The 22,751-nt window shown below is 45.0% G+C and carries 17 protein-coding genes; 14 read left to right on the plus strand and 3 right to left on the minus strand.

Going from position 1 to position 22,751, the window contains the following annotated elements:
• The first annotated feature begins 298 nt into the window (after positions 1-298).
• From rpsL to tuf, 4 genes are all read left to right on the plus strand, one after another.
• Positions 299-721 carry a 30S ribosomal protein S12 gene (gene rpsL / locus Selli1_RS13750; protein WP_087167041.1) on the plus strand — a complete coding sequence of 141 codons (423 nt, stop codon included), beginning with the start codon at positions 299-301 and terminating at the stop codon, positions 719-721.
• Positions 722-878: 157 nt separating this feature from the next.
• A complete protein-coding gene (rpsG, locus tag Selli1_RS13755) occupies positions 879-1,349 on the plus strand; it encodes a 30S ribosomal protein S7 (protein WP_207651994.1) in 471 nt (156 codons plus the stop codon).
• A 74-nt stretch (positions 1,350-1,423) separates the two neighbouring features.
• Positions 1,424-3,541: an elongation factor G gene (gene fusA, locus Selli1_RS13760; protein WP_087167043.1), complete on the plus strand. Its 2,118-nt coding sequence runs from the start codon at positions 1,424-1,426 to the stop codon at positions 3,539-3,541.
• Between the two features lie 109 nt (positions 3,542-3,650).
• Positions 3,651-4,844, plus strand: a complete 1,194-nt coding sequence (gene tuf / locus Selli1_RS13765; protein ID WP_087253568.1) for an elongation factor Tu — start codon at positions 3,651-3,653, stop codon at positions 4,842-4,844.
• A 70-nt stretch (positions 4,845-4,914) separates the two neighbouring features.
• Here tuf and Selli1_RS13770 read toward each other — a convergent pair whose 3' ends face one another.
• Entirely contained in the window at positions 4,915-5,508 is a 594-nt protein-coding gene (locus tag Selli1_RS13770; protein WP_118636115.1) for a TetR/AcrR family transcriptional regulator, read from the minus strand.
• Between the two features lie 181 nt (positions 5,509-5,689).
• On the opposite strand from Selli1_RS13770, the gene Selli1_RS13775 reads away from it, so the two are divergent.
• The 9 genes from Selli1_RS13775 (at position 5,690) to Selli1_RS13815 (ending at position 19,062) form a co-directional block, all read left to right on the plus strand.
• Positions 5,690-8,086 carry a YhgE/Pip domain-containing protein gene (locus Selli1_RS13775; protein ID WP_158099263.1) on the plus strand — a complete coding sequence of 799 codons (2,397 nt, stop codon included), beginning with the start codon at positions 5,690-5,692 and terminating at the stop codon, positions 8,084-8,086.
• A gap of 371 nt (positions 8,087-8,457) precedes the next feature.
• A complete protein-coding gene (locus Selli1_RS13780) occupies positions 8,458-9,321 on the plus strand; it encodes an MFS transporter (protein ID WP_281873472.1) in 864 nt (287 codons plus the stop codon).
• 110 nt (positions 9,322-9,431) lie between these two features.
• Positions 9,432-9,998: a toll/interleukin-1 receptor domain-containing protein gene (locus tag Selli1_RS13785; protein WP_281873473.1), complete on the plus strand. Its 567-nt coding sequence runs from the start codon at positions 9,432-9,434 to the stop codon at positions 9,996-9,998.
• Positions 9,999-10,282: 284 nt separating this feature from the next.
• A complete protein-coding gene (locus Selli1_RS13790) occupies positions 10,283-10,780 on the plus strand; it encodes a protein kinase family protein (protein ID WP_281873474.1) in 498 nt (165 codons plus the stop codon).
• Positions 10,753-10,911: a hypothetical protein gene (locus Selli1_RS13795; RefSeq protein WP_281873476.1), complete on the plus strand. Its 159-nt coding sequence runs from the start codon at positions 10,753-10,755 to the stop codon at positions 10,909-10,911. Before Selli1_RS13790 ends, Selli1_RS13795 begins: the two co-directional genes overlap by 28 nt.
• Before the next feature lie 89 nt (positions 10,912-11,000).
• Positions 11,001-12,488, plus strand: coding sequence for a TIGR02677 family protein (locus tag Selli1_RS13800; RefSeq protein WP_138373386.1), 1,488 nt, complete (start codon positions 11,001-11,003; stop codon positions 12,486-12,488).
• Positions 12,485-13,633: a TIGR02678 family protein gene (locus tag Selli1_RS13805; protein WP_281873478.1), complete on the plus strand. Its 1,149-nt coding sequence runs from the start codon at positions 12,485-12,487 to the stop codon at positions 13,631-13,633. Before Selli1_RS13800 ends, Selli1_RS13805 begins: the two co-directional genes overlap by 4 nt.
• Positions 13,623-17,714 carry a TIGR02680 family protein gene (locus Selli1_RS13810; RefSeq protein ID WP_281873480.1) on the plus strand — a complete coding sequence of 1,364 codons (4,092 nt, stop codon included), beginning with the start codon at positions 13,623-13,625 and terminating at the stop codon, positions 17,712-17,714. The genes Selli1_RS13805 and Selli1_RS13810 overlap by 11 nt, the downstream gene beginning before the upstream one ends.
• Positions 17,677-19,062, plus strand: coding sequence for a TIGR02679 domain-containing protein (locus Selli1_RS13815; RefSeq protein WP_281873482.1), 1,386 nt, complete (start codon positions 17,677-17,679; stop codon positions 19,060-19,062). Before Selli1_RS13810 ends, Selli1_RS13815 begins: the two co-directional genes overlap by 38 nt.
• Positions 19,063-19,587: 525 nt before the next feature.
• On the opposite strand, the gene Selli1_RS13820 is transcribed toward Selli1_RS13815, so the two are convergent.
• Entirely contained in the window at positions 19,588-20,496 is a 909-nt protein-coding gene (locus Selli1_RS13820) for a GTP-binding protein (protein WP_138373419.1), read from the minus strand.
• Positions 20,497-20,516: 20 nt separating this feature from the next.
• On the minus strand, positions 20,517-21,578 hold the full coding sequence (locus Selli1_RS13825; RefSeq protein WP_118636108.1) for an NAD(P)-dependent alcohol dehydrogenase: 1,062 nt from the start codon (positions 21,576-21,578) through the stop codon (positions 20,517-20,519).
• Between the two features lie 319 nt (positions 21,579-21,897).
• On the opposite strand from Selli1_RS13825, the gene Selli1_RS13830 reads away from it, so the two are divergent.
• Positions 21,898-22,749 carry a DUF8171 family membrane protein gene (locus Selli1_RS13830; RefSeq protein WP_138373420.1) on the plus strand — a complete coding sequence of 284 codons (852 nt, stop codon included), beginning with the start codon at positions 21,898-21,900 and terminating at the stop codon, positions 22,747-22,749.
• The last annotated feature ends 2 nt before the right edge of the window (positions 22,750-22,751 follow it).

The following is a 22,751-nucleotide window of genomic DNA, read 5'->3' on the forward strand; positions in this document are numbered from 1 at the left end:
ACTGAGCTGAAAGAATGCAGGAAAAGAGGCATGACCGTGTCGTTGAGATGCGATTGTGCTTTTTTTCTGGAAAAGTTGGCGATTATAAAATGCTGTTTGTGGCTACCAGAAAGTGTCGCTCGACAGTTTACCATGACCTTTACATCATGGGAATGATGATAAATTAATGTAAAAAGCCTTGACTTTTCCTTTTAGACGTAATACAATGATTAAGCGCGTGTGGAAATACGTGATATTTTTGTGCGCAAATCAGAAATTTTCAAGCAAACCTATTAATTATTCGTAGGAGGTGAAAGGAATGCCAACATTCAACCAGTTAGTAAAAAAAGGACGTGAGGTTTCTGTAAAGAAATCTACAGCTCCGGCGCTTCAGAAAGGATACAACTCTCTGAGAAAAAGAGCTATCAATGCATCTGCTCCGCAGAAGAGAGGTGTATGTACAGCAGTTAAGACAGCTACACCTAAGAAGCCTAACTCAGCTCTTAGAAAAATTGCCAGAGTTCGTCTGTCTAACGGAATCGAAGTAACAAGCTACATCCCGGGAGAAGGACACAACCTTCAGGAACACAGCGTTGTTCTGATCCGTGGAGGCCGTGTTAAGGACCTGCCAGGTACAAGATACCACATCGTCCGCGGAACACTTGATACAGCAGGTGTTGCAAAGAGACGTCAGGCACGTTCAAAATATGGTGCTAAGAGACCGAAAGACGCAAAGAAATAAGTAAAAGTTTAAAGTAACAAAATCGTTATCGTATCACAGGACTATGAAATTAGTAGGTTGCGGATTGACATACACTGATATGTCCCTGCCGCACGAACGCAAACTGTGAAGCGAGTACTGATGATTTAATCCAATTATGATTAAGGAGGGAAGGACCGTGCCACGTAAAGGACATACTCAGAAAAGAGACGTATTAGCGGATCCATTATACAATAACAAAGTTGTTACAAAGCTTATCAACAACATCATGCTGGATGGTAAGAAAGGTGTAGCACAGAAGATTGTATATGGCGCATTTGAAAGAGTTGCCGAGAAAGCTGACAAACCGGCGATCGAAGTATTCGAAGAGGCAATGAACAACATCATGCCTGTACTGGAAGTAAAGGCAAGACGTATCGGAGGTGCAACATACCAGGTACCGATCGAAGTACGTGCTGACAGAAGACAGGCGTTAGCTCTTCGCTGGCTGACAACATTCTCCCGTAACAGAGGAGAAAAGACAATGGAAGAAAGATTGGCCAACGAAATTCTGGATGCTGCAAACAACACAGGAGCATCTGTGAAGAGAAAAGAAGATATGCACAAGATGGCAGAAGCAAACAAAGCGTTTGCTCACTACCGTTTCTAAGGATTCTCCCTGGAGACGGTTCTGCCGGATATGGCAGGAAACAGTCGATCTTATTAGTTTAGGAGGAAAAAGTCTTGGCTGGAAGAGAATATCCATTAGAGAGAACAAGAAACATCGGTATCATGGCTCACATCGATGCTGGTAAGACTACGCTGACAGAGCGTATTCTCTACTATACCGGTGTAAACTACAAGATCGGTGATACACATGAAGGTACTGCTACCATGGACTGGATGGAGCAGGAGCAGGAAAGAGGTATCACGATCACTTCAGCTGCTACAACATGTCACTGGACACTGGAAGAAAAGACGAAACCGAAGCCGGGCGCTCTTGAGCACCGTATCAACATCATCGATACTCCGGGACACGTTGACTTCACAGTAGAAGTAGAGCGTTCCCTGCGTGTACTTGACGGTGCTGTAGGTGTGTTCTGTGCCAAAGGTGGTGTAGAGCCTCAGTCAGAAAACGTATGGCGTCAGGCTGACACTTACAACGTACCTCGTATGGCTTTCATCAACAAGATGGACATTCTGGGTGCAGATTTCTACAATGCAGTTGAACAGATCAAAACAAGATTAGGTAAAAACGCAATCTGTCTTCAGCTTCCAATCGGAAAAGAAGACGAATTCAAAGGTATCATCGACCTGATGGAAATGCAGGCATACATCTACAATGATGAAAAAGGTGATGACATCACTGTATGCGACATTCCGGAAGAAATGAAAGATGATGCGGAATTATATCGTACAGAGCTCGTTGAAAAGATCTGTGAACTTGACGACGACCTGATGATGGAATATCTGGAAGGTGAAGAACCGGCAGTAGAAGATCTGAAGAGAGTACTGAGAAAAGCGACATGCGAATGTACAGCTGTTCCGGTATGCTGTGGATCTGCTTACAGAAACAAAGGTGTTCAGAAACTTCTGGATGCAATCCTTGAGTATATGCCGGCTCCGACAGATATCCCGGCTATCAAGGGTGTTGATGAAGACGGAAACGAAGTAGAGAGACATTCTTCTGACGAAGAGCCGTTCTCCGCTCTCGTATTCAAGATCATGACAGACCCGTTCGTAGGTAAGCTTGCTTACTTCCGTGTATATTCAGGAACAATGAACTCCGGTTCTTATGTCCTGAACGCGACAAAGAATAAAAAAGAACGTGTTGGACGTATCCTTCAGATGCATGCCAACAAGAGAGCAGAACTTGACAAAGTTTACTCTGGAGATATCGCTGCAGCGATCGGATTCAAATTCTCCACAACAGGAGATACAATCTGTGACGATCAGCACCCGGTAATCCTTGAATCCATGGAATTCCCGGAACCGGTTATCGAGCTTGCTATCGAGCCGAAGACAAAAGCTTCTCAGGGCAAACTTGGTGAATCTCTTGCAAAACTTGCAGAAGAAGACCCGACATTCCGTGCTCATACAGACCATGAGACAGGACAGACCATCATCGCCGGTATGGGTGAGCTCCATCTTGAAATCATCGTAGACAGACTTCTCCGTGAATTCAAGGTAGAGGCTAATGTAGGTGCACCTCAGGTTGCTTACAAAGAAACTTTCACAAAACCGGTTGATGTAGACAGCAAGTACGCTAAACAGTCCGGTGGACGTGGACAGTACGGACATTGTAAAGTTAAATTCGAGCCAATGGATGTCAACGGTGAAGAAACATATAAATTCGAATCCACTGTTGTCGGCGGTGCTATTCCGAAGGAATATATCCCGGCAGTAGGTGAAGGTATCGAAGAAGCTATGAAATCCGGTATCCTTGGAGGATTCCCGGTTGTTGGTATCCACGCAAATGTATACGATGGATCCTACCATGAAGTCGACTCTTCCGAAATGGCATTCCATATCGCTGGTTCCCTTGCATTCAAGGATGCGATGGCAAAATCAGCTCCGGTACTTCTTGAACCTATCATGAAAGTAGAAGTAACAATGCCGGAAGAATATATGGGTGATGTTATCGGTGACATCAACTCCCGTCGTGGACGTATCGAAGGAATGGATGACCTGGGCGGCGGAAAGATTGTACGTGCATATGTACCGCTTTCTGAAATGTTCGGATACTCTACAGATCTTCGTTCCAGAACACAGGGACGTGGTAACTACTCTATGTTCTTTGAGAAATATGAGCAGGTACCGAAGAATGTACAGGAAAAGGTATTATCCAATAAAAAAGCTTAAAAAGGCTTGAAAATTCAGCAGTTTTGAAATATAATCAGATATAGCTGAGTAAACTTTTAAATTAAAAAAATTGCCCTGCTTGAGGGTAGAATTAAGGAGGATTATTCAAATGGCAAAGGCTAAATTTGAAAGAACAAAACCACATTGTAATATTGGTACAATCGGACACGTTGACCATGGTAAAACTACTTTAACAGCTGCTATCACAAAAACTCTTGCAGAAAGAGTTGCTGGTAACGCTGCAGTAGATTTCGAAAATATCGATAAAGCACCAGAAGAAAGAGAACGTGGTATCACAATCTCCACAGCTCACGTAGAGTACGAAACAGAGAAACGTCACTACGCACACGTTGACTGCCCGGGTCATGCTGACTACGTTAAGAACATGATCACAGGAGCAGCTCAGATGGACGGAGCTATCCTTGTAGTAGCTGCTACAGATGGTGTTATGGCTCAGACAAGAGAGCACATCCTTCTGTCCCGTCAGGTAGGTGTACCTTACATCGTTGTATTCATGAACAAATGTGATATGGTAGACGACGAAGAACTTCTTGAATTAGTAGAAATGGAAATCCGTGAACTCCTTGACGAGTATGAATTCCCGGGAGATGACACTCCGATCATCAGAGGATCTGCTCTGAAAGCTCTGGAAGATCCGAGCGGAGAATGGGGAGACAAGATCATGGAACTTATGGATGCTGTTGACAGCTACATTCCGGATCCGGAACGTGACACAGACAAACCGTTCCTTATGCCGGTCGAAGACGTATTCTCTATCACAGGACGTGGTACAGTTGCTACAGGTAGAGTAGAACGTGGTACACTTCACGTATCTGATGAAGTAGAAATCGTTGGTATCCATGAAGAAACACGTAAAGTTGTTGTAACAGGTGTTGAAATGTTCCGTAAACTTCTTGATGAAGCTCAGGCTGGTGACAACATCGGTGCTCTGCTTCGTGGTGTTCAGAGAACAGAAATCGAAAGAGGACAGGTTCTTTGTAAACCAGGTTCTGTAACATGCCACCACAAATTTACAGCTCAGGTTTACGTTCTGACAAAAGATGAAGGTGGACGTCATACTCCATTCTTCAACAACTACCGTCCACAGTTCTACTTCAGAACAACAGACGTAACAGGTGTTTGCGAACTTCCGGAAGGAACAGAAATGTGCATGCCTGGAGATAACGTAGAAATGACAGTTGAACTGATCCATCCAGTAGCTATGGAGCAGGGACTTCGTTTCGCTATCCGTGAAGGTGGACGTACAGTAGGATCTGGACGTGTTGCTACAATCATCGAGTAATCGAATATAGCGAAGATTTAAGGGATTGCCGAACGGCAATCCCTTTTTAAGCTTTATCTTTTCGTAAATATCAGGAATGTCTTACGGAAAAGTCCGGATAGAAACCTCTCAGTGTATTCATAATGAGTTTAAATGTAAGTTCAGCCATATGCTGGGGGCTTGCGGAGGATTCTTCTGACAGCCAGGTCTTGACCAGACCGATGCAGCCGGAAAGACAAAAGGCATAATAATATGTCAGATCATCCATCTTCCCCGGAAATGTTTCTTTCAGAGCATTCAGACTGTGTTCGGAAAGAATATTCTCAATCCGGTGCAGGAAAGAGATGTCTCCGTTAGGTCCCAGGAGGGCGGCACAAATATCACGGTTTTCCGCAAGGATAGAGAAAATGTCTTCGATGAACGGGAAGCTGTCCTCATTGAAAGGGCTGACCGGATGGGTATGGATCAGATCTTCAATCTCCCCGGTCAGTTCATTTTCAATCTTTTCCATCATGTCATAGATATCCGTATAGTGTAAATAGAAGGTGGAGCGGTTAATGTCCACTTTTTCTACGAGTTCTTTAATGGTGATCTCCTTTAAGCTTTTTTCTTTCAGAAGTTCGGCCAGCCCCTGACGGAGCTGGGCTCTTGTCTTGCGAATCCGCCGGTCCATAGTTTTTGGCATGAAATAAATCCTCCTCTTAAAATAATAGACATTATGTCGTTTGCTTATCCATTAACAGACAGAGAGCCGTCACATTAATGGTTGTATCTCTTTTCTGATTTTACTATAATTCATGGTGATAGAAAAATCAACACAATATCTATTAATAGAATTAATGTTGCAAAAAGAGAGGAGAAAAAAGATGTTGAGGCAGGAATGGCACAGTCTGTTCAAAAATAAGATTTTACTGATTGTTACAGTCGCGGTCATCGCGATCCCGACAATCTATACGACACTTTTCCTTGGATCTATGTGGGATCCATACGGAAATCTTGATAAGCTTCCGGTGGCTGTCATCAATCATGACGTTCCGGTGACTTATGCAGATCAGAAGCTGGATATTGGCGGCACATTGATGGACGAACTGAAAGACAACGATTCTCTTGACTTTCAGTTCCCGTCAGACAAAGAAGCGCAGAAAGGACTTAAGGATGGTACATACTATATGGTTATTACCATACCGGAAGAGTTTTCAGCTCATGCCGCATCGCTGACGGATGCGAACCCGGAAAAGATGACGTTGTCCTATGAAACGAATCCGGGAACAAATTATATCGCATCCAAGATGAGCGAGACGGCGATGAAAGAACTGGAAAGTTCAGTACGGGAAGAGGTTACCAGGACGTATACAGAAGTCCTGTTTGATAAACTTGCGGAAGTGGGGGACGGAATGCAGGAGGCAGCTGACGGTTCTGGTGAATTGAAAGACGGGGCGGATCAGTTGGCCGACGGAAATCGGACGATTACTGACAATCTGCAGATTCTTTCCAAGAGCGCTCTGGTATTCGCGGATGGAAGTCAGGAATTAGAAGTAGGGCTTGAGCAGTATACAGATGGAGTCAGTGCGGCGGCAGCAGGAGCAGAAGAATTGCAAAACGGTGTAAATGCGCTGGACAGCGGCGTAAATGATGCACAGAAAGGCGGCTCCGATCTGGCAGCCGGTGCGGCGGATGTGGATGATAATATGACTGCTCTCAACGCCGGACTGTCCGAACTGAATGTGGCCGCATCTGCCCTTCCGGATGCGGCAGATGCGCTGAATGACGGAGCAGCTTCTTTAAATGACGGAGCAAAACAGCTTTCAGGCGGGATTACAGCTCTGTCTGAAGGAGCGGCCAACTTGAAGGACGGAGCGGATTCTCTTAGCTCCGGTCTACAGTCTGCTGCTTCCAGTTCCCGGTCGTTGCGTAATGGGGCGGCCGGGATCAGCCAGGCGCTGGCGGCACTTGCCGGAGCAGAAGGCGTACCGGAAGAACTGAGGACACAGATTGCAGCAGTACAGCAACAGGCAGAAATATTGTCTGCAGGTGTTTCCGATTATACATACGGTGTTGATGAAGCGGCAGCAGGAAGCACACAGCTTGCATCGAAGATCCCGGAACTTCAGAATGGTATTTCCACTGTGCAGAATGGTGCGGATTCCCTGAAAAACGGGATCGGACAGCTTCAGTCCGGGACGTCCGCACTGGCAGAGCAGGCTCCGGTACTGGTGAGAGGAATTTCCGCTGCTGCTTCAGGAGCAGATCAGCTTCAGAAGCAGGGAACATCAGCGCTCCGGAAAGGAGCTGCGGAACTGAACAGTGGCCTTGGGGCGTTGGCACAGGGAAGTACGAAGCTGAAAGACGGAACGGATACACTTGTTTCCGGAGCCGGAAAGCTTACTTTGAACAGTAAAGCACTGACGGAGGGGGCGGCAAAGTTGACAGACGGAGCCGGCCAGATCAGCAAAGGAGCGGAACAACTTTCTGACGGCAGTCGCGAACTGGGCGATGGGATCGATCAGGTTTCGGAGGGTGCGGATACGTTGTCAAAAGAACTGGGAAGCGGTGCGGAGAAGATCCGGGAAACGAATACGTCAGATGAGGCGACGGATATGTTTGCCGCACCGGTAGATACAGAAGAGACACAGATCACGGAGGTTGCCAACAACGGCCATGCAATGGCGCCGTATATGATGTCTGTAGGGCTGTGGGTCGGCTGCATTGCGTTCAGCCTGATGTATCCGCTGACCAGTTATGGAGGAAAAATGAAATCCGGCTTCCGCTGGTGGATCAGCAAGGCATCTGTGCTCTATCTGACAGCAGTTCTACAGGCGGTAGTTATGATTGGTGCACTCCATATATTTGATGGTTTTACTCCTGTGGAAATTGGAAAGACCGTTCTGGTAGCGTGTGGAGCATCGCTTGCATTTATGTCGGTGATGTACTTCTTTACCAGTCTGCTGGGCCGTGTAGGAAGTTTCCTGATGCTGATATTCATGGTGATCCAGCTGGCCGGTTCTGCAGGTACGTACCCTTATGAACTGTCCGGATCATTTGTGCCGTATCTTCATGACTGGGTGCCGTTTACCTATACGGTGCAGGCGTTCCGCAGTACCATAAGCGGCGGCGAGAGTATCCGGGGATGTCTCATTTTCCTGCTGATTCTGTTCCTTGTATTTACAGGACTTACGATTCTGGAGTTCACTGTGAGATCCCGGAAAATGCGGGAAGGCAAAAATACATGGATGGTGTGGCTGGAAGAGCATGGACTGGCATGATGGATGAGGTGCCATTGCATAAAGATTCTAAATTATTTAGACCGTATTCAGGTATAAAAAGCACCGGAATACGGTCTTTTTTTGATTCGGTATTTGTAAAAAAAGAAGAAGGACTGTATAATGAGAATATAATTTACGAATGGGGGAAGTTATGAAACCACAAAGCATAACAGAGAGACCGGGCACTGGGAAGATGGAACTGATTCGTAAATGGATGGGAAAATAACAGATTGAAAGAGTAGAAAGAGGGAGCAACAATGAGATTATGCATTGCATTATCTCCATTCAAAGTCTTGTAAGATCACATTGCATGGAGTAAGATGATCAGTCAGAGACTTTGCCGGGAAGAAAGAAAAAAGGAGCAAAGTCTTATGAAAACATATAAAACAACATTACACGAAATGAAACCATTTCTCATGCTGTGGGGGACACAGGCATTCTCCGCGCTGGGAAGTGCGATGACCAGTTATGCACTTGTAATCTGGTCCTATACACAGAAACAATCGGCTCTGATGACATCATTATTAATGGTCTGCTCTTATGCGCCATATGTCATCTTCAGCATTTTTGCCGGGGCGTTGAGCGACCGCTGGAATAAGAAGGCGACAATGTTAGTCTGCGATACGGTCGCTGCGGTATCCACCGTGGTAATGCTGGTTCTCATGAAACAGCAGACGCTGCAGGTAGGACATCTTTATCTGATCAATATTGTCAACGGACTGATGAATACGGTACAGCAGCCGGCATCCGAGGTGGCCGTGACGAGAATTCTGCCGCCAAAGTATTATCAGAAAGTCGGAGGCATGCGGTATCTGGCCAATGCTTTGAATTCGATTCTTACGCCGATTATAGCAACGGCTGTACTGGGAATCGCAGGAATGGATGCGGTGATTGCATTTGACCTGTTTACATTTGGAGCGGCATTTATGACATTGGCGTTTGGAATTCAAATTCCAGAAGAGACGGAAGAAGCGCCGGGGAACGAATCGTTGCTTATATCTGCAGGGAAAGGAATCGCATATCTCAGAACAGAAAAAGGAATCTTTGGACTGATTCTGTTTCTTGCGGCAATTAATCTGGTGGCATCCATCTATGATGCGGCCCTTCCGGCAATGATGCTCTCCAGAAAAGGCGGAAGCCACACTGCGATGGGACTGGTGAATGCCGTGATCGGTGCCGCTACACTTCTGGGAAGTATTCTGGCATCGGTACTGCCAAAGCCGAAAAGCCGCTGAAGCAGGATGCTCTCATTGGACGCATTACTAATATCCAAGTGCAGCAAACAAATATACGTCTTGATTATTCATTAACAGAGGAGAGAATATGCTATGACGATTTATCACAATTGACAAACTTATTGGATATGGGAACATGGGAATGGAACCGAACGCATTGGACAATAAAAAAAGCAAATTTAGAAGACCTGAAACCATATTTTTCATCAAAGAAAAAGAATAATCCAACAGTATTTATATCCTATAGTTGGAATCCACCAGAGAATCAAAAAAATGTTTTTTCTTTAATAGAAAAATTGGAAAAAGATAGTATTCATGTAATTTATGATAAAAAGGATCTTCATCCTGGTCAGGATATGAATTATTTCATGGAACAGGCTTTGTCGTTACGCGAAGTTGACGCTGTTATAATCGTATGCAATAGTGATTATGCTCAAAAAGCAAATTCAAGATCAGGCGGTGTAGGATATGAATCAGGCTTGATATTAAATCAAATCAGAAATGAACCATTGCAGGATAGATATATTCCTGTTGCAAGTGAACGAACTGATAAAGGAGAATTACCATTGCCCGATTTTTTAAAATCGAGAAATTGCATAGATTTGACTGCCGAAAATGGATATGATTGTTTAAAAAAAGCAATTTATGATGTGGCAGGCAGGGATGATAAATTGTAATCAGTGTGGTTACCATTTGATGGATAAAGTAAATTGGATATTTTGGAAAGTCAGAAGATATATAAAGGCTTTATGTAATTTAGGAATTATAAAGAAGATGTACGCTACTAAAAGTAGTGTTTATAAGAAGATCTGAATTATTCGCTCTTAAAGGATGAGCGAATAGTAATTTACGAGCATAGTCTTGAGTTGATTAACGGTATGAGTTTTAGGAATAAACATAGAAGATACTTGCAAAACTTCTTTGATTTTAATATTTACAGATATTTGAGTGGAGACCAGCTATGAAAAGTCAGTTGAACACAAATTTACTTGGCATAGGTGAAGCGCTTGAGGAACCTGTAGAAATTACAGGCGGACTTCTTCATAAAATGTACAGGGTATGCACAGCGGATGGTGTATTTGCGGTAAAAGTTTTGAACAGTGAGATTATGAAACGGCCAGGTGTGCTTGAAAATACAATCCGTTCGGAAAAGATTGCCGCATTTTTCAGCAAAAAGATTCCGGCAGTGACAGCGTTGGAAGTGAATGGTGAAAAAGTCTGCACCATAGACGGTAAATTTTATATGGTATTTCCGTGGGTGGAGGGAAATTCTGTATTTCCGCCTGAAATTCAGGAAAGGCATTGTGCGAAAATTGGTGAGATACTTGGGATCATGCATAAGCTTGCAGAGAATGCATGGCAAATAAAGGATACAGAAGAAATGATGCCAATGTATAAATGGGAGAGGTATCTGCCGGAGGATGTTCTGGAATGCTTGGATGGCTTGCATACAATATAAAACGTGCACTTGGGATTGAAGTAGCAGATGACGCCGAAATTCTCCTTGGAAAGCAAGAAGTAGAAAAAGCAATCCGGGAGCTGAACGAATATCAGGAGAAAATCAGGCTGATTCAGAAATGGATGGAATAGCGCTGTGTAGGATATTTTTTCTTTTCCTTGTGAATCTGTAGATGACAGTTTATAATAATTCCAGAGTCTGTTTTAGGAGGACGCTGGAAATGTACGTGACAGATAAACTTACGAAGCCGTTAACAGAAGTAAAATATTTAAATGCGGATAATGTGGACCGGTATCGGTGCATTATGCGTATTTTTTTTGATAATTATGAAAAGTTAAAATATTGGATGTATCAGGAGGAAGTTTATGACGAATTAAAACAGGATCCATATTTTGCTGATTATAAGATGGAGCAGTGTCAGCAGGATTTAAATGCGTTGACTGCCTGGAAAAATCTGACTGCGGATCAGGATACGCGGAAAGTCACATCGTTGGAGGAGTTCAGTAACCGCAGGTTCCGGTATCAGATGTCAGAATACAGTGTGGAGATTGAGAGACTGGTTCTCAGACTGGAAAATTTGTTTATTGAGGGAGCATCATTGGAACCGACGCTTTTGGAACGGATCCGGATCAATGTAGGGAGATTTCCGCAGATGGTATCGGAACCATTAGATGCAGTTTACACGTGGTGGACAGATCTCAATAATGATTTCATCCGGCTGAATCAGAATTACCAGGATTATATCCGGGACCTGAACAGCGTAAGAGCGGAAGAGATGATGAGGACACGGGCATTTCTTGGATTCAAAGACCGGTTGATTGAATATCTGCGGAATTTTATCAAAGGACTGCAGAGAAATGTGGGAATCATTGAGGAAGAAATCCGGGGACTTCCGGAAGAAACGAAAGAGACTGTCTTGAATAAGGTAGTACAGTATTCGATGTCAATACCAAGAATGGATGTGGAAATGTCAGAGACGTTGATTGCTGATAATATTTACGGCAGATTTCAAAGTATCTATGACTGGTTTGTTCCGGAGAATGGTCAGGAGAATGAGGCGGGAAAACTGTTTGATGCTACGAACGAAATTATTCGAAAGATCACACGGTACGCGGCACAGATCAGTGAGAGGAATGCTCTTGGAGCAAACCGCAAGGAAGAATATAAAAAGGCGGCATCTATCTTTATGGCCTGTGAGGACGTGCGACAGGCGCATAAGATGGCGGCAATGATTTTCGGATTGGAGAAACCATTCCATTTGAATGTAAAAAAAGAACGTGAGACAGACAGCATGAATACGACCGTGTATGAGGAAACACCGGAGGAAATTGTGCTGAAACCAAGAATCCGTGCATATAGGGAAAAGAGCACGAGAAGCGGTCTTCGTGATCATGGGGCAGAGAAAGCCAGAGTACGTGAGCAGATGCTAAAACAGATCAAAGATGACCGTGAAAAGGCAGAAAAACTAATACAAAACGGGAGAATCGAGTTTTCCAATCTGCCTGTGATCGAACCAAGGGTCCGAGAGATTCTGCTTCGGTGGCTGTCAGATGCAATGGAAGATGCAGAGTATTCCGCCCGCACCGATGACGGAAGAAAGTTTGTGCTCGATATGACACGTGCGTCGGAGAAGTGCGTGGTTCACTGTGAAGATGGAAATTTTACAATGCCAAAAATCAGTATTGTATTTCAAGAGGATGAAGAATGAGAGAAGAACTTGAAATTTTAATGAACAGAAGATGGGTATTAAAGTCAGAAGAAAAAGAATTATATTACAGATTGAGAGATGCGGCCGGTGAAATACGGAAGTTTGCGACAGAAAAAATGGGCTGCCAGATCATTGCCAATTCGCTGCTGATCAAAATGGAAAAGATTCCGGCAGTACCGGAAGAATGGATGGGAATCCGCGAGTTTACATCCAGAGAGGAATATGCCTTTCTTTGTGTACTGTTGATGTTTCTGGAGGATAAAGATACAGAATATCAGTTTACGATTTCTATGCTGACGGATTATATTTCCGCTAATATGCCGGCAGAAAAGGTGGATTGGACAATCTACACGCACAGGCGGAGGCTGGTGAAGGTGATGCGTTATGCAAAGACGCAGGGGATTATTCAGGTAACAGACGGGAATGATGAAAATTTTATGGAAGATCAAAATGGGCAGGTCCTTTATGAAAATACAGGAGCGTCCAGGTATTTTATGAAAAATTTCTCTACAGATATTATGTCTTATTCTGAACCGGAGGATTTTTTGGAAAGCGAGTGGTTTGGCGTGGATGAAGACCGGGGAATTGCCAGGAGACACCGTGTCTATAAGCGTCTTTTGTTTTCACCCGGAATGTACAGAAGCGAGGGAACAGCGGAGGATTTCGAATATCTGAAATATTATGGAAGACGTCTGGCAGAAGATTTGAATGAACATCTGGACTGTGATCTGCATATTCACAGAGGCAGCGCTTATGCCCTTCCGCAGGAAGGAAGCAGGCTTGGAATACAATTTCCGGGAAATAATGCAGTATCAGACATGATTCTGCTTGTGTGCCGGGAAGTAAGGCGGAAAGTTGAAGAAGGAATCTGGAAAGCAGAGACAGATGAGATGATCCTGGTAGATCAGATGGAATTTGAGAGACTTCTAAAAGAAGTGAAGAGAACGTATGGAAATGGATTTACCAAGCAGTTTCGGGAAATGCAGGAAGGAGAATATGTAGAAACCATGATGGAAGAAATGCGGATCTGGAGTTTTATCCGGGTAATGGAGAAGGATCACATGGTTGGCATCTATCCGGCAGCAGGAAAAATACAGGGAAGATACCCGGCAGATTACGCAGGAGGAGATAGAGATGAACAGTAGATGGCAGGCGAACAAGATCGGTTTGATCAATTTCTGGTACTATGATGAGCAGGAGTTTTCTTTTGCGAAAGGGAGAATGCTTCTCAGGGGTTCCAATGGTTCGGGGAAGTCAGTAACAATGCAGAGTGTGATTCCTCTTCTTCTGGACGGAAATATGAATCCGGAACGTCTGGATCCTTTTGGATCGAGAGATCGTAAGATGAGCAGTTACCTTCTGGAAGACGGAGATGAGAGAGAAGAGAGGACAGGATACCTCTATCTGGAGTTTAAACGATGTGACAGCGAGAACTATCTGACGATCGGGATGGGGATTCGTGCCAGAAAAGGAAAGCCGCTGGATAAATGGTATTTTGCCATCACAGACGGAAGAAGAATCGGAAAGGATTTCTGGCTTTATAAAGAGCTGGATGAGAAGATCACTCTTTCCAAAAGAGAACTGGAAAACCGGATTGGAGACGGGGGCCGGGTTATAGAACGGCAGGCAGAGTATATGGAATATGTCAATCGTCAGATTTTTGGCTTTGAGAATGTGGAAGAATACAAAGAGATGATCGATCTCTTGATTCAGCTGCGTACGCCGAAACTGTCAAAAGATTTTAAACCGTCAATTATCAATGAAATTTTGAGCGATTCCCTGCAGCCGTTGTCAGACGAAGATCTTCTGCCGATGTCGGAAGCAATTGAAAATATGGACACCATGAACATGAATCTGAAAGCGCGCCGGGAAGGGAAACAGGCTGCGGAAAAGATCAACAGGGTATTTGAGAAGTATAATCGACTGGTACTTTATGAGAAAGTCCAGAATTACTGCGAAGCAAAGAAACGGCTCAATGACACAAAAAGAGAGCAGGAAGAAGATGAGCAGCTGCTTCAGAAACATCAGGAACGGGTGCAGGAACTCATCGCTGAACAAGAAAAGCTGGATGCCGGACGGGAGACGATGGAAAAAGAAAGAGATTCTCTGAAGAAAAGTGACGCTGTCGGTTTAAAAGAACGGGAAGTGGAATTGGGAAAGAGGATTTCTGATCAGGAAATTCAGCTTCAAAAAAAGAAAGGGCAGCTTGCGGACAAGCAGGACACATATATTGAGACAGAGAAGAAAAAGAAGCAGGAAGAAGATAAGGCATTTGAAAAGAGAAGTGAGATTGGGCATCTTTTAGAAGAGATGGATGAGGATGCCGGGGACATGGCTTTTGAGGAGCATACCTTTTTCGCAGATGAATTATTGCATAATATAGAAGAACCATATGGATTTGAAAGTCATCAAAACCAGATGGAAATTGTACAGGAACGTATTGGAGAAGGCCTGAAAATTTTACAGGCGGCAGATGGAAAAGAGCGCCGTCTGGAGGAACTGCGTCTGCAGAGGGAACGGCACCAGAGGGAAGAAGATTTGTCAGCAAGGAAGGTGCAGGAGCAGGAGAATCTGCTGATTCAGGCACAAAACGAATGGAAAGAGATGTTGTACAGATGGGCAGGCAGCAATGAGGAACTGCACATTCCATCGGATACGTTAAAAGGGATGTCCGGATTCGCAGAGCATTATGGCGATCATTCGGATTTTGCAGAAGTTCGGACGCAGGCGGCAGATATCTGGATGAGAAAAAGAGATGAACTTGACCGGCAGAGCCGGGAACGAAAAGTGAGAATTCAGGATCTGACACAGGAGTACGAAAAGACAAAAAAAGAACTCGCTGACTGGCAGAACAGGAAAGAGCCGGAACCGGACAGGAGCGAAGAGGTTCTGGAAAACCGCCGGGTGCTTCGGGAAAAGCAGATCCCATACCAGGAATTTTATAAAGTCATTGAATTTGGGCAGAACCTGAGTAAAGAAGAATGTGACCGGCTGGAAGAAGCGTTGGCTTATATGGGGATTCTGGATGCACTTGTGATTGATGAATCATATAAGGATCAGGTGCTGCATCTGGATACAACAGGATGTGACAGGTATCTGTTTGTACAGAACGGGCATGTTGAGAACAGTCTGCTCTCCGTGCTGGATTTAAACGATACGGTGAATAATCTTTTCTTTAATCAGACAATCACGAATATTCTGGGACGAATTGCTTATGGAGAAGATATGCAGGAAAGTACGATCGTAACGAAAGAAGGAATTTACCAGATTGGTGTGCTGACGGGAACTGTGACAGGGAATTATGAAGCGGGATTTCTCGGAACACAGGCCAGAGAGAGAAACCGTCAGGAAAAAATCCGGCTGTGCGGAGAATATATGAATGTGCTAGAGGAAGAGATGACCTGTCTGGAACAAGAAACCGGGGTTTTGAGTAAAAGAATGGAGATTCTGGAAAGTGAATATCAGGCACTTCCGGGAGATCAGGATCTTAGGACTGCCTGGAAAATGCTTACAGAGGCAGAAGAAAGGGAGCAGAAACTGCGGGAAGAGGGCAGAAGACTGGAAGGCGAGATTGGAACAGCAGCCGCAGAACTGAGAGAATTGAAAACAAAAGCCGGAGAGATTGCGGATAAACTGTATCTGTCATGCCGGCTTGATATCTTTCAGAAGGCGGATGGAGCTTCCAGAACATATGAAAAAGCGTTCTATCAATTAAAAGCCGGCCATGAAGTATATATCCAGATGATCCGTTACCAAAAAGAACTGGAGGAACAGCTGGAAGGGCTGGATTTTGACATGGATCAGATCCGGTATGACATCGGGATCTTAGAAAGACAGATGAATAAAGATAAGGTGGAATACGATTCGGTCAGAGAGCAGTTGAAGTTGACAGATTATGAGAAAATCAAAAAACGTCTGGATACCTGCATTGAATGGCTGAATGCTTATCCGAAGAGACTGCAGGAGTGTGTGGAAGAAAAGGCGCAGAAAGAAGAACAGATTCGGGGAATCCGGGAGCAGATAGAGAAATTGAAGGACAAAAAACTGGAATTGGAGGACAAAGAGGAATATTTGAAGCGTTGCTTCCGGGAGGAACTGGCTCTTGAATATGCAGGATTTTCGCCAGAATTTGAGGAAAAACCGGAAGAAGTCAGAAGAGCATTGAGCGTAGAATGTCAAAAAATGGATCGAAACAGTATTATTCAGGATTTGAATCAGGTTTATTTTGAAAACCGGGGCGTCTTAAATGACTATCAGCCGATGCAGAAAGAACTGTTTGGAGACGGGGAGATCAGAGAAGGACTGCCATCTCCGAAGAGAATTGATATGACGGCAAGATATCAGGGATCCGTCATTCCGTTTGGAAAACTGCTCGGATATCTGGAGGAGGAAATTCAAGATCTGACAGAATTGATCCGGGAAGGAGACAGAGAGCTTTTTGAAGATATTCTGGCAAATACGGTGAGCCGGAAAATCCGCGGAAAAATTAACAGTTCTATTTCCTGGGTGGAAAACATGAATCAGCTCATGGGAGCGATGAATACGTCAAGTGGACTTAAACTCAGTCTTCGCTGGAGAAGCCGGACGGCGGAAACAGAGGGACAGCTGGATACGAAAGAACTGGTCGATCTTTTGAAAAAAGACTACCGGCTGATGCGGGAAGAGGAGGCAGAACGCCTTTCCATGCACTTCCGTTCAAAAGTAGAGGAAGCGCGGAAAAATGCAAGAGACAGTGGCGGAATGGTTTCGTTCTATCAGGTAATGAAGGAGACGCTGGATTACCGGAAATGGTTTGAATTCCAGCTGTTTTTCCAAAAAGGCGGCGAAAAGGTCAAAGAGCTGACGAACAGTATGTTTGGTACGTTCAGCGGCGGTGAAAAGGCGATGGCAATGTATGTGCCTCTGTTTTCGGCTGTAGTAGCAAAATATGAAGGCGGAAGGGAAGACGCTCCAAGGCTGATTTCTCTCGATGAAGCATTTGCAGGTGTGGATAACAGAAATATCAGAGATATGTTCCGGCTGATGACGGAATTCCGGTTTGATTTTTTGATTAATTCACAGGTACTTTGGGGAGACTGCGACACACTGGACGCTCTTGCGATTTATCAGCTGATCCGTCCGGAAAACGCAAAGTTTGTGACAGTAATGCCGTATCTTTGGAACGGAAAGACAAAGGAATTAATGGAAGATGAAAATGAGATGGAAAAGCGGGCTGCCAGAGCTTGAAAAAGAATGCCTAACCTATCTGAAAGGACAGGAAGTATTTGCCAGACTGCTGAAAGGATTCTGGAAGAAATATGAATCATACGGGATGTTTACAGGTACAGTAGAATTACGGAATCTGACAGAAGATGAGAGAGAGGAACTGGAAGGATTTTTTGGAAAAAATTTTCATGGAAAAAAGAGTGTTTCTGTCTCTGCGGCAAAATTCAGAAATGCCTGGGAAAACAGCCGGTTTAGTGAAATTTCACCGGAGAAAGTTCTGGAAATCTATTTCGATAAAAAGCCGGAGGCAAAAAGCGAAGAAAAAAGATTATATGAACAGATGTGGAAAAGGATCCTGAAACAGGCAGGGAAAGAAGCGGAAGGAACACCTGCGGCCGGCTGGATTAAGAATCTTGAGGATGTGTTGGAAAAAGGCGTCAGTTCTGATGTTTCTGCCTGTGTGAAGGAGATATACCGCTATTTGAAAAAACGCTGTGGCGAGTCAAAAAGCAGTGAACATGAGATCCGAAAACAGGTTTCCATGGTTGTCCGGATGATCAATGCGCTCCCATACTGGAAAGGAAACGTGGAATATCAGGCTGTATTTGCGGCAAAGGTAACAGGAAATCCGCACGCATTTGACCGGGGAGAACAGGACAGTGCGCTTCTTACACTCATTTTGAACTGGTTTGCCAGGCAGAATCAGAATGGACAAAACAACAAGGAAGAGTCCTGTCAGCCGAATCATAACATCTTTCCGGCACTTCACACGCAGAAACTGTATCTTCAGGCAGGAATCTTAAAAGATGATGTATCGAATTACACTACTGTTTTTGGAATTCGTGCGTGGAAAGAGAATGGAAAACTGCATCAGGGAATATGCGGATATTTAGAAGAAGAGGAGGCCGTGCAGGTTTCACTTGCTTCTATAGCAAAGTGGGGACGGGTGGAATGCAGGGAGCATGAATTATTTCTTGTGGAGAATCCATCGGTATTTTCTGTCCTTTGCGGGAAATGGAAAGGAAAACGATCCTGTATGTGTATGAACGGACAGCCAAGACTCAGTTCTCTTCTTCTGCTGGATCTGCTTGCAGGGAGCGGAGTCAGGATTTACTATGCCGGAGACTTTGACCCGGAGGGGCTTTTAATTGCACAAAAACTGAAACAGTATTACCGGGGAGATTTCATTTTCTGGCATATGACACGTCAGGATTATGAGCAGGCGATGTCGAAAGAAACGATCTCCGAAAGGAGAATGAAAATGCTGGAGAAAATTACGGAACCACGGCTGCTTCCGGCAGTGGAACGAATGAGAGAAGAAAAAAAGGCAGGATATCAGGAAAAACTGATTGGTTTGTACACAGATTAAAGACAATAAGGCGTCGGCGCAGAGTTCAGTCTCTGTTCCGGCGCCTTATCTGATGCTGCCAGTTGCAGAATATTCGTACTGCAGCATACAGGTGTTTTATGCGGAGTAAATGCCCTGTACGGTGATCTGCCGGAAAAACCGGGAGAGTCCAAGGGTTACGGTTTCTTCCACACGCTGCGGGATCCGGCGGATCAGAATTTCCCCGAATTCGTGAGGGAAACTTAAGAAATGCTCACGTTTCAGGACGGCTGTTTCTTCCGAATCGACAAACCTTGCCGATATATCCAGACGGGAGCCGCCTCATGTGTGGCACATCATTGGGGTAATCAGGATATTTTTATGATTGGATTTTTTCATATGCTCAATTAACCGTTCGTCAAGATGAAATTTCATGGTGGAATCCTCCTTTGCTTTTTCTGGCATTATTATCTCAGATTTAAATGGAGAGTTCCGTGATGAAGTCACAGAAAGGGCAGAAAGGCCCTCCGGACTTTGCAATGCTGATCCGGAAGGCCTCACATGAAATTAAGAAGATTCTCGCAATTCTTTGATCAGTAGTTTGCGCAGTTCCCGGCGTTTGATTTTCGGACCGATGAAAATGCTCTTTGGCTGTTCGGCTTCGTCAAATCCGGTGATGGTGTAACGGTCGTCCACCACATCAAAGCGGAAGAGACAGCCGCCGGCATCAACAAATCCTTTGGCTCGGCAGATCGTCCCGTAAGCACCGTGGATCAGCTGTTCCAGAAACCAGATCAGATGATTGGGACCGGGAAGCGAAATATCTGTAAGGCCAAGGGAGAGCAGATTTGGAGTCTCCATTGTTTCGGGTGCTATGGGGTTTCCGCTCAGATCCGTATGCAACAAGGTGTTCCACCAGGACAACTCCATATGGCTGTAATGCTCTGCCTGGATCCGGGCGTCAGGATTGACATCCCGGATTTTGGAAACCAGAGTATCCATCTCTTCCGGTGTATCGAAGTTACGTTTGGAAATGACGATGGTCCCGGCTGCCTTTAACTGATCTTCAAAGATATCCCGGTAGTCCCGCATATAGTGGTCAAAGCAGTTGGCGTCCACGATGGTAACGGGGCTTAAAAGGGAAATCCGTTCGTATTCGATCTGCCGGATATTATGAATGACATTGGACAGTACGCCCACACCGGTCGGCTCTACAATGAGATATTCCGGATCGAGGGTGTTGGCGATGGTCAGGATGGAGGAGGCAAAGTCCGATTTCATGGAACAGCAGATACAACCTTCCGTCAGTTCCCAGATGTTGATATCCTTCTCCTTATCTAAAAGTGTCTTGTCGATACCCACCTCTCCGTATTCATTTTCCATGACGACAAAATCTCGCTTTGTCTTCTGGGCCATTTCTTTAATAAACGTAGTTTTTCCGGCGCCGAGAAAGCCGGAAACGACAAGTATCTTCATAATATCCTCCGATTTTCTGGTTAGTCTTCAATTTTAACGACTGGTTTGATCAGATCCTTTGGCTTGTCTCTCATAAGGAAGAGTGCCTCTTCCAGATGTTCCCATCCGTCAAATACATGGGATACGAGCGGATGTACGTCCAGCTTGCCTGCGGAAACGAGTGCACCGAGCTTTTCCATGCGGAGACGTCCCCCTGGCATGAGACCGCCGTTGATCTGTTTGTGTCCCATGCCGACACCCCATTCAGCGCGCGGGATATTGACATAGGTGCCGCTTCCAAGATAGTTGACATTACCGATCTTTCCGCCTGGTTTTAATGCTTTGACAGCAGATTCAAACGTTTCACAGCCGCCTCCTGCGACAATGACCTTGTCCACGCCTTTTCCGTCTGTCATGGCAAGAACCTGGTCTTCGATGCTTCCGTCTTTGTAACTGATAAAATCAACAGCGCCGTATCCTCTGGCCGCCTCTACGCAGACAGGTCTTGTGCCGACTGCAATAATGCGGGATGCACCGCGCATATTGGCGCCGGCAACGGACATCAGTCCTACCGGGCCGATTCCGATAACGAGAACGGTGTCACCGAACTGAACGTCGGCAAGTTCTACGCCGTGGAATCCGGTCGGAACCATGTCGGAGAGCATACATGCGTCTACCGGATCGATGTTGGACGGCAGAAGCGCAAGGTTTCCATCTGCGTCATTGACATGGAAGAATTCAGAGAAGACACCGTCTTTGAAGTTGGAGAATTTCCATCCTGCCAGCATTCCGCCGGAGTGCATGGAATATCCTGCCTGTGCTTCGAGAGAGTTCCAGTCCGGAGTGATGGCCGGAACCAGAACACGGTCACCTGGTTTGAAATCTTTGACAAGAGAGCCGACTTCTACAACTTCAGCACAGCATTCGTGGCCAAGAATCATGTTGTGGCGTTCTCCGATGGCACCTTCCCACAGCGTATGAACATCAGATGTGCAGATTGCGACAGCAAGTGGTTTACAGATCGCATCAAGCGGCCCGCACTCAGGGCGGTCTTTCTCAATCCAGCCGGATTCACCGATTTTCAGCATTGCATAGCCTTTCATTTTACACTACCTCCTTTTAGTTGAAAATTGATAAGTTAGATCTATCATATCATGGATGGGACGGGAAAAGTGAAAAAACTTCTTTTCAAATTGTAAAAGTTCTATTAATAACGTGAAAAACATGACAAGTTCTGACGAAAAGGGAAATAAAAAGAAAGTGTTCTTCGATATCGCTTTCGAAGACAAGAGAAAATAAACTTTCATAAACCAAGTGAAAGAAAATTTACTTACATTTAACTAAAGAATGAAAGAAAACTTTACTTCGGATTGTTATGATTTTTAATGTAAAAAGCGTGAAAGTTTTCAGGAGGAAAAGAGAATGGTTACGAAACAACAGACAGCGACACAGTCGCAGAAACTTATGATTTTTGTTCTTACGATGTCACTTTACGGTCTGGCTACGTTATTTACAGAACTGATTCCGAAATTTCAGGTGGGAATTGTGGAATTTTCCGTAGAATATTTTCTGTTTATTCCGCTGGTTCTTGCGATTCTGTTTGATCCGATGTCAGCTGCACTCGGAGCGGCTACCGGAGAACTGGTATTCAGTGAGATCATGCTGGGACAGTTTGGCGGGCTTGGAGAGTTGGAAAAGTTTATTACAGTCACAATCGGTGTATATATTGCGGGAAGACTTGTGAGAAATCCGAAAAACCGGACGATGGTAGGGATTGCATCGATGACGGGTGTGATTTTACAGCAGCTTTTGGGAACGATTGTGGACATTTTGAAGGTTCAGTTTGCGGTAACGGATTTTGAGGCGGTACCGGGACTCCCGGAAAGTGTATTTGCGACAGAAGGTTTTGCATGCTTAAATGATATCCTGTTTTCCGGAATCCTGTTCTGCCTGCTTCCGACGATATTCCTTGTGCCAAGACTTTATGGGAAAATCGAGCCGCTTCTTGGCATGCAGCCGAGGACAGAGGAAACAGCTCTGGGAGCAATCAATGCAAAAGTAGTGATCGGCGCGCTGGTGGCATTTGCGGCGGCGATCGGAGCGGAAATGCTGGCAGAGAGCGGCACTTCCCTCATTGACTGGGAAGCAAGCTGGGCAGAGAGCGGTACTGCAGTGGCGGCAGGCATGGTTGTGGCAGCGGCCCTTGCGGTTGTGATGCTGCTCGTGATGAAGAAAAAGGCGGAAACTACTGATAATACACTGAAAAATGCGTAAGT

The organism is Sellimonas catena (assembly GCF_027924685.1).
Lineage (GTDB): Bacteria > Bacillota > Clostridia > Lachnospirales > Lachnospiraceae > Sellimonas > Sellimonas catena.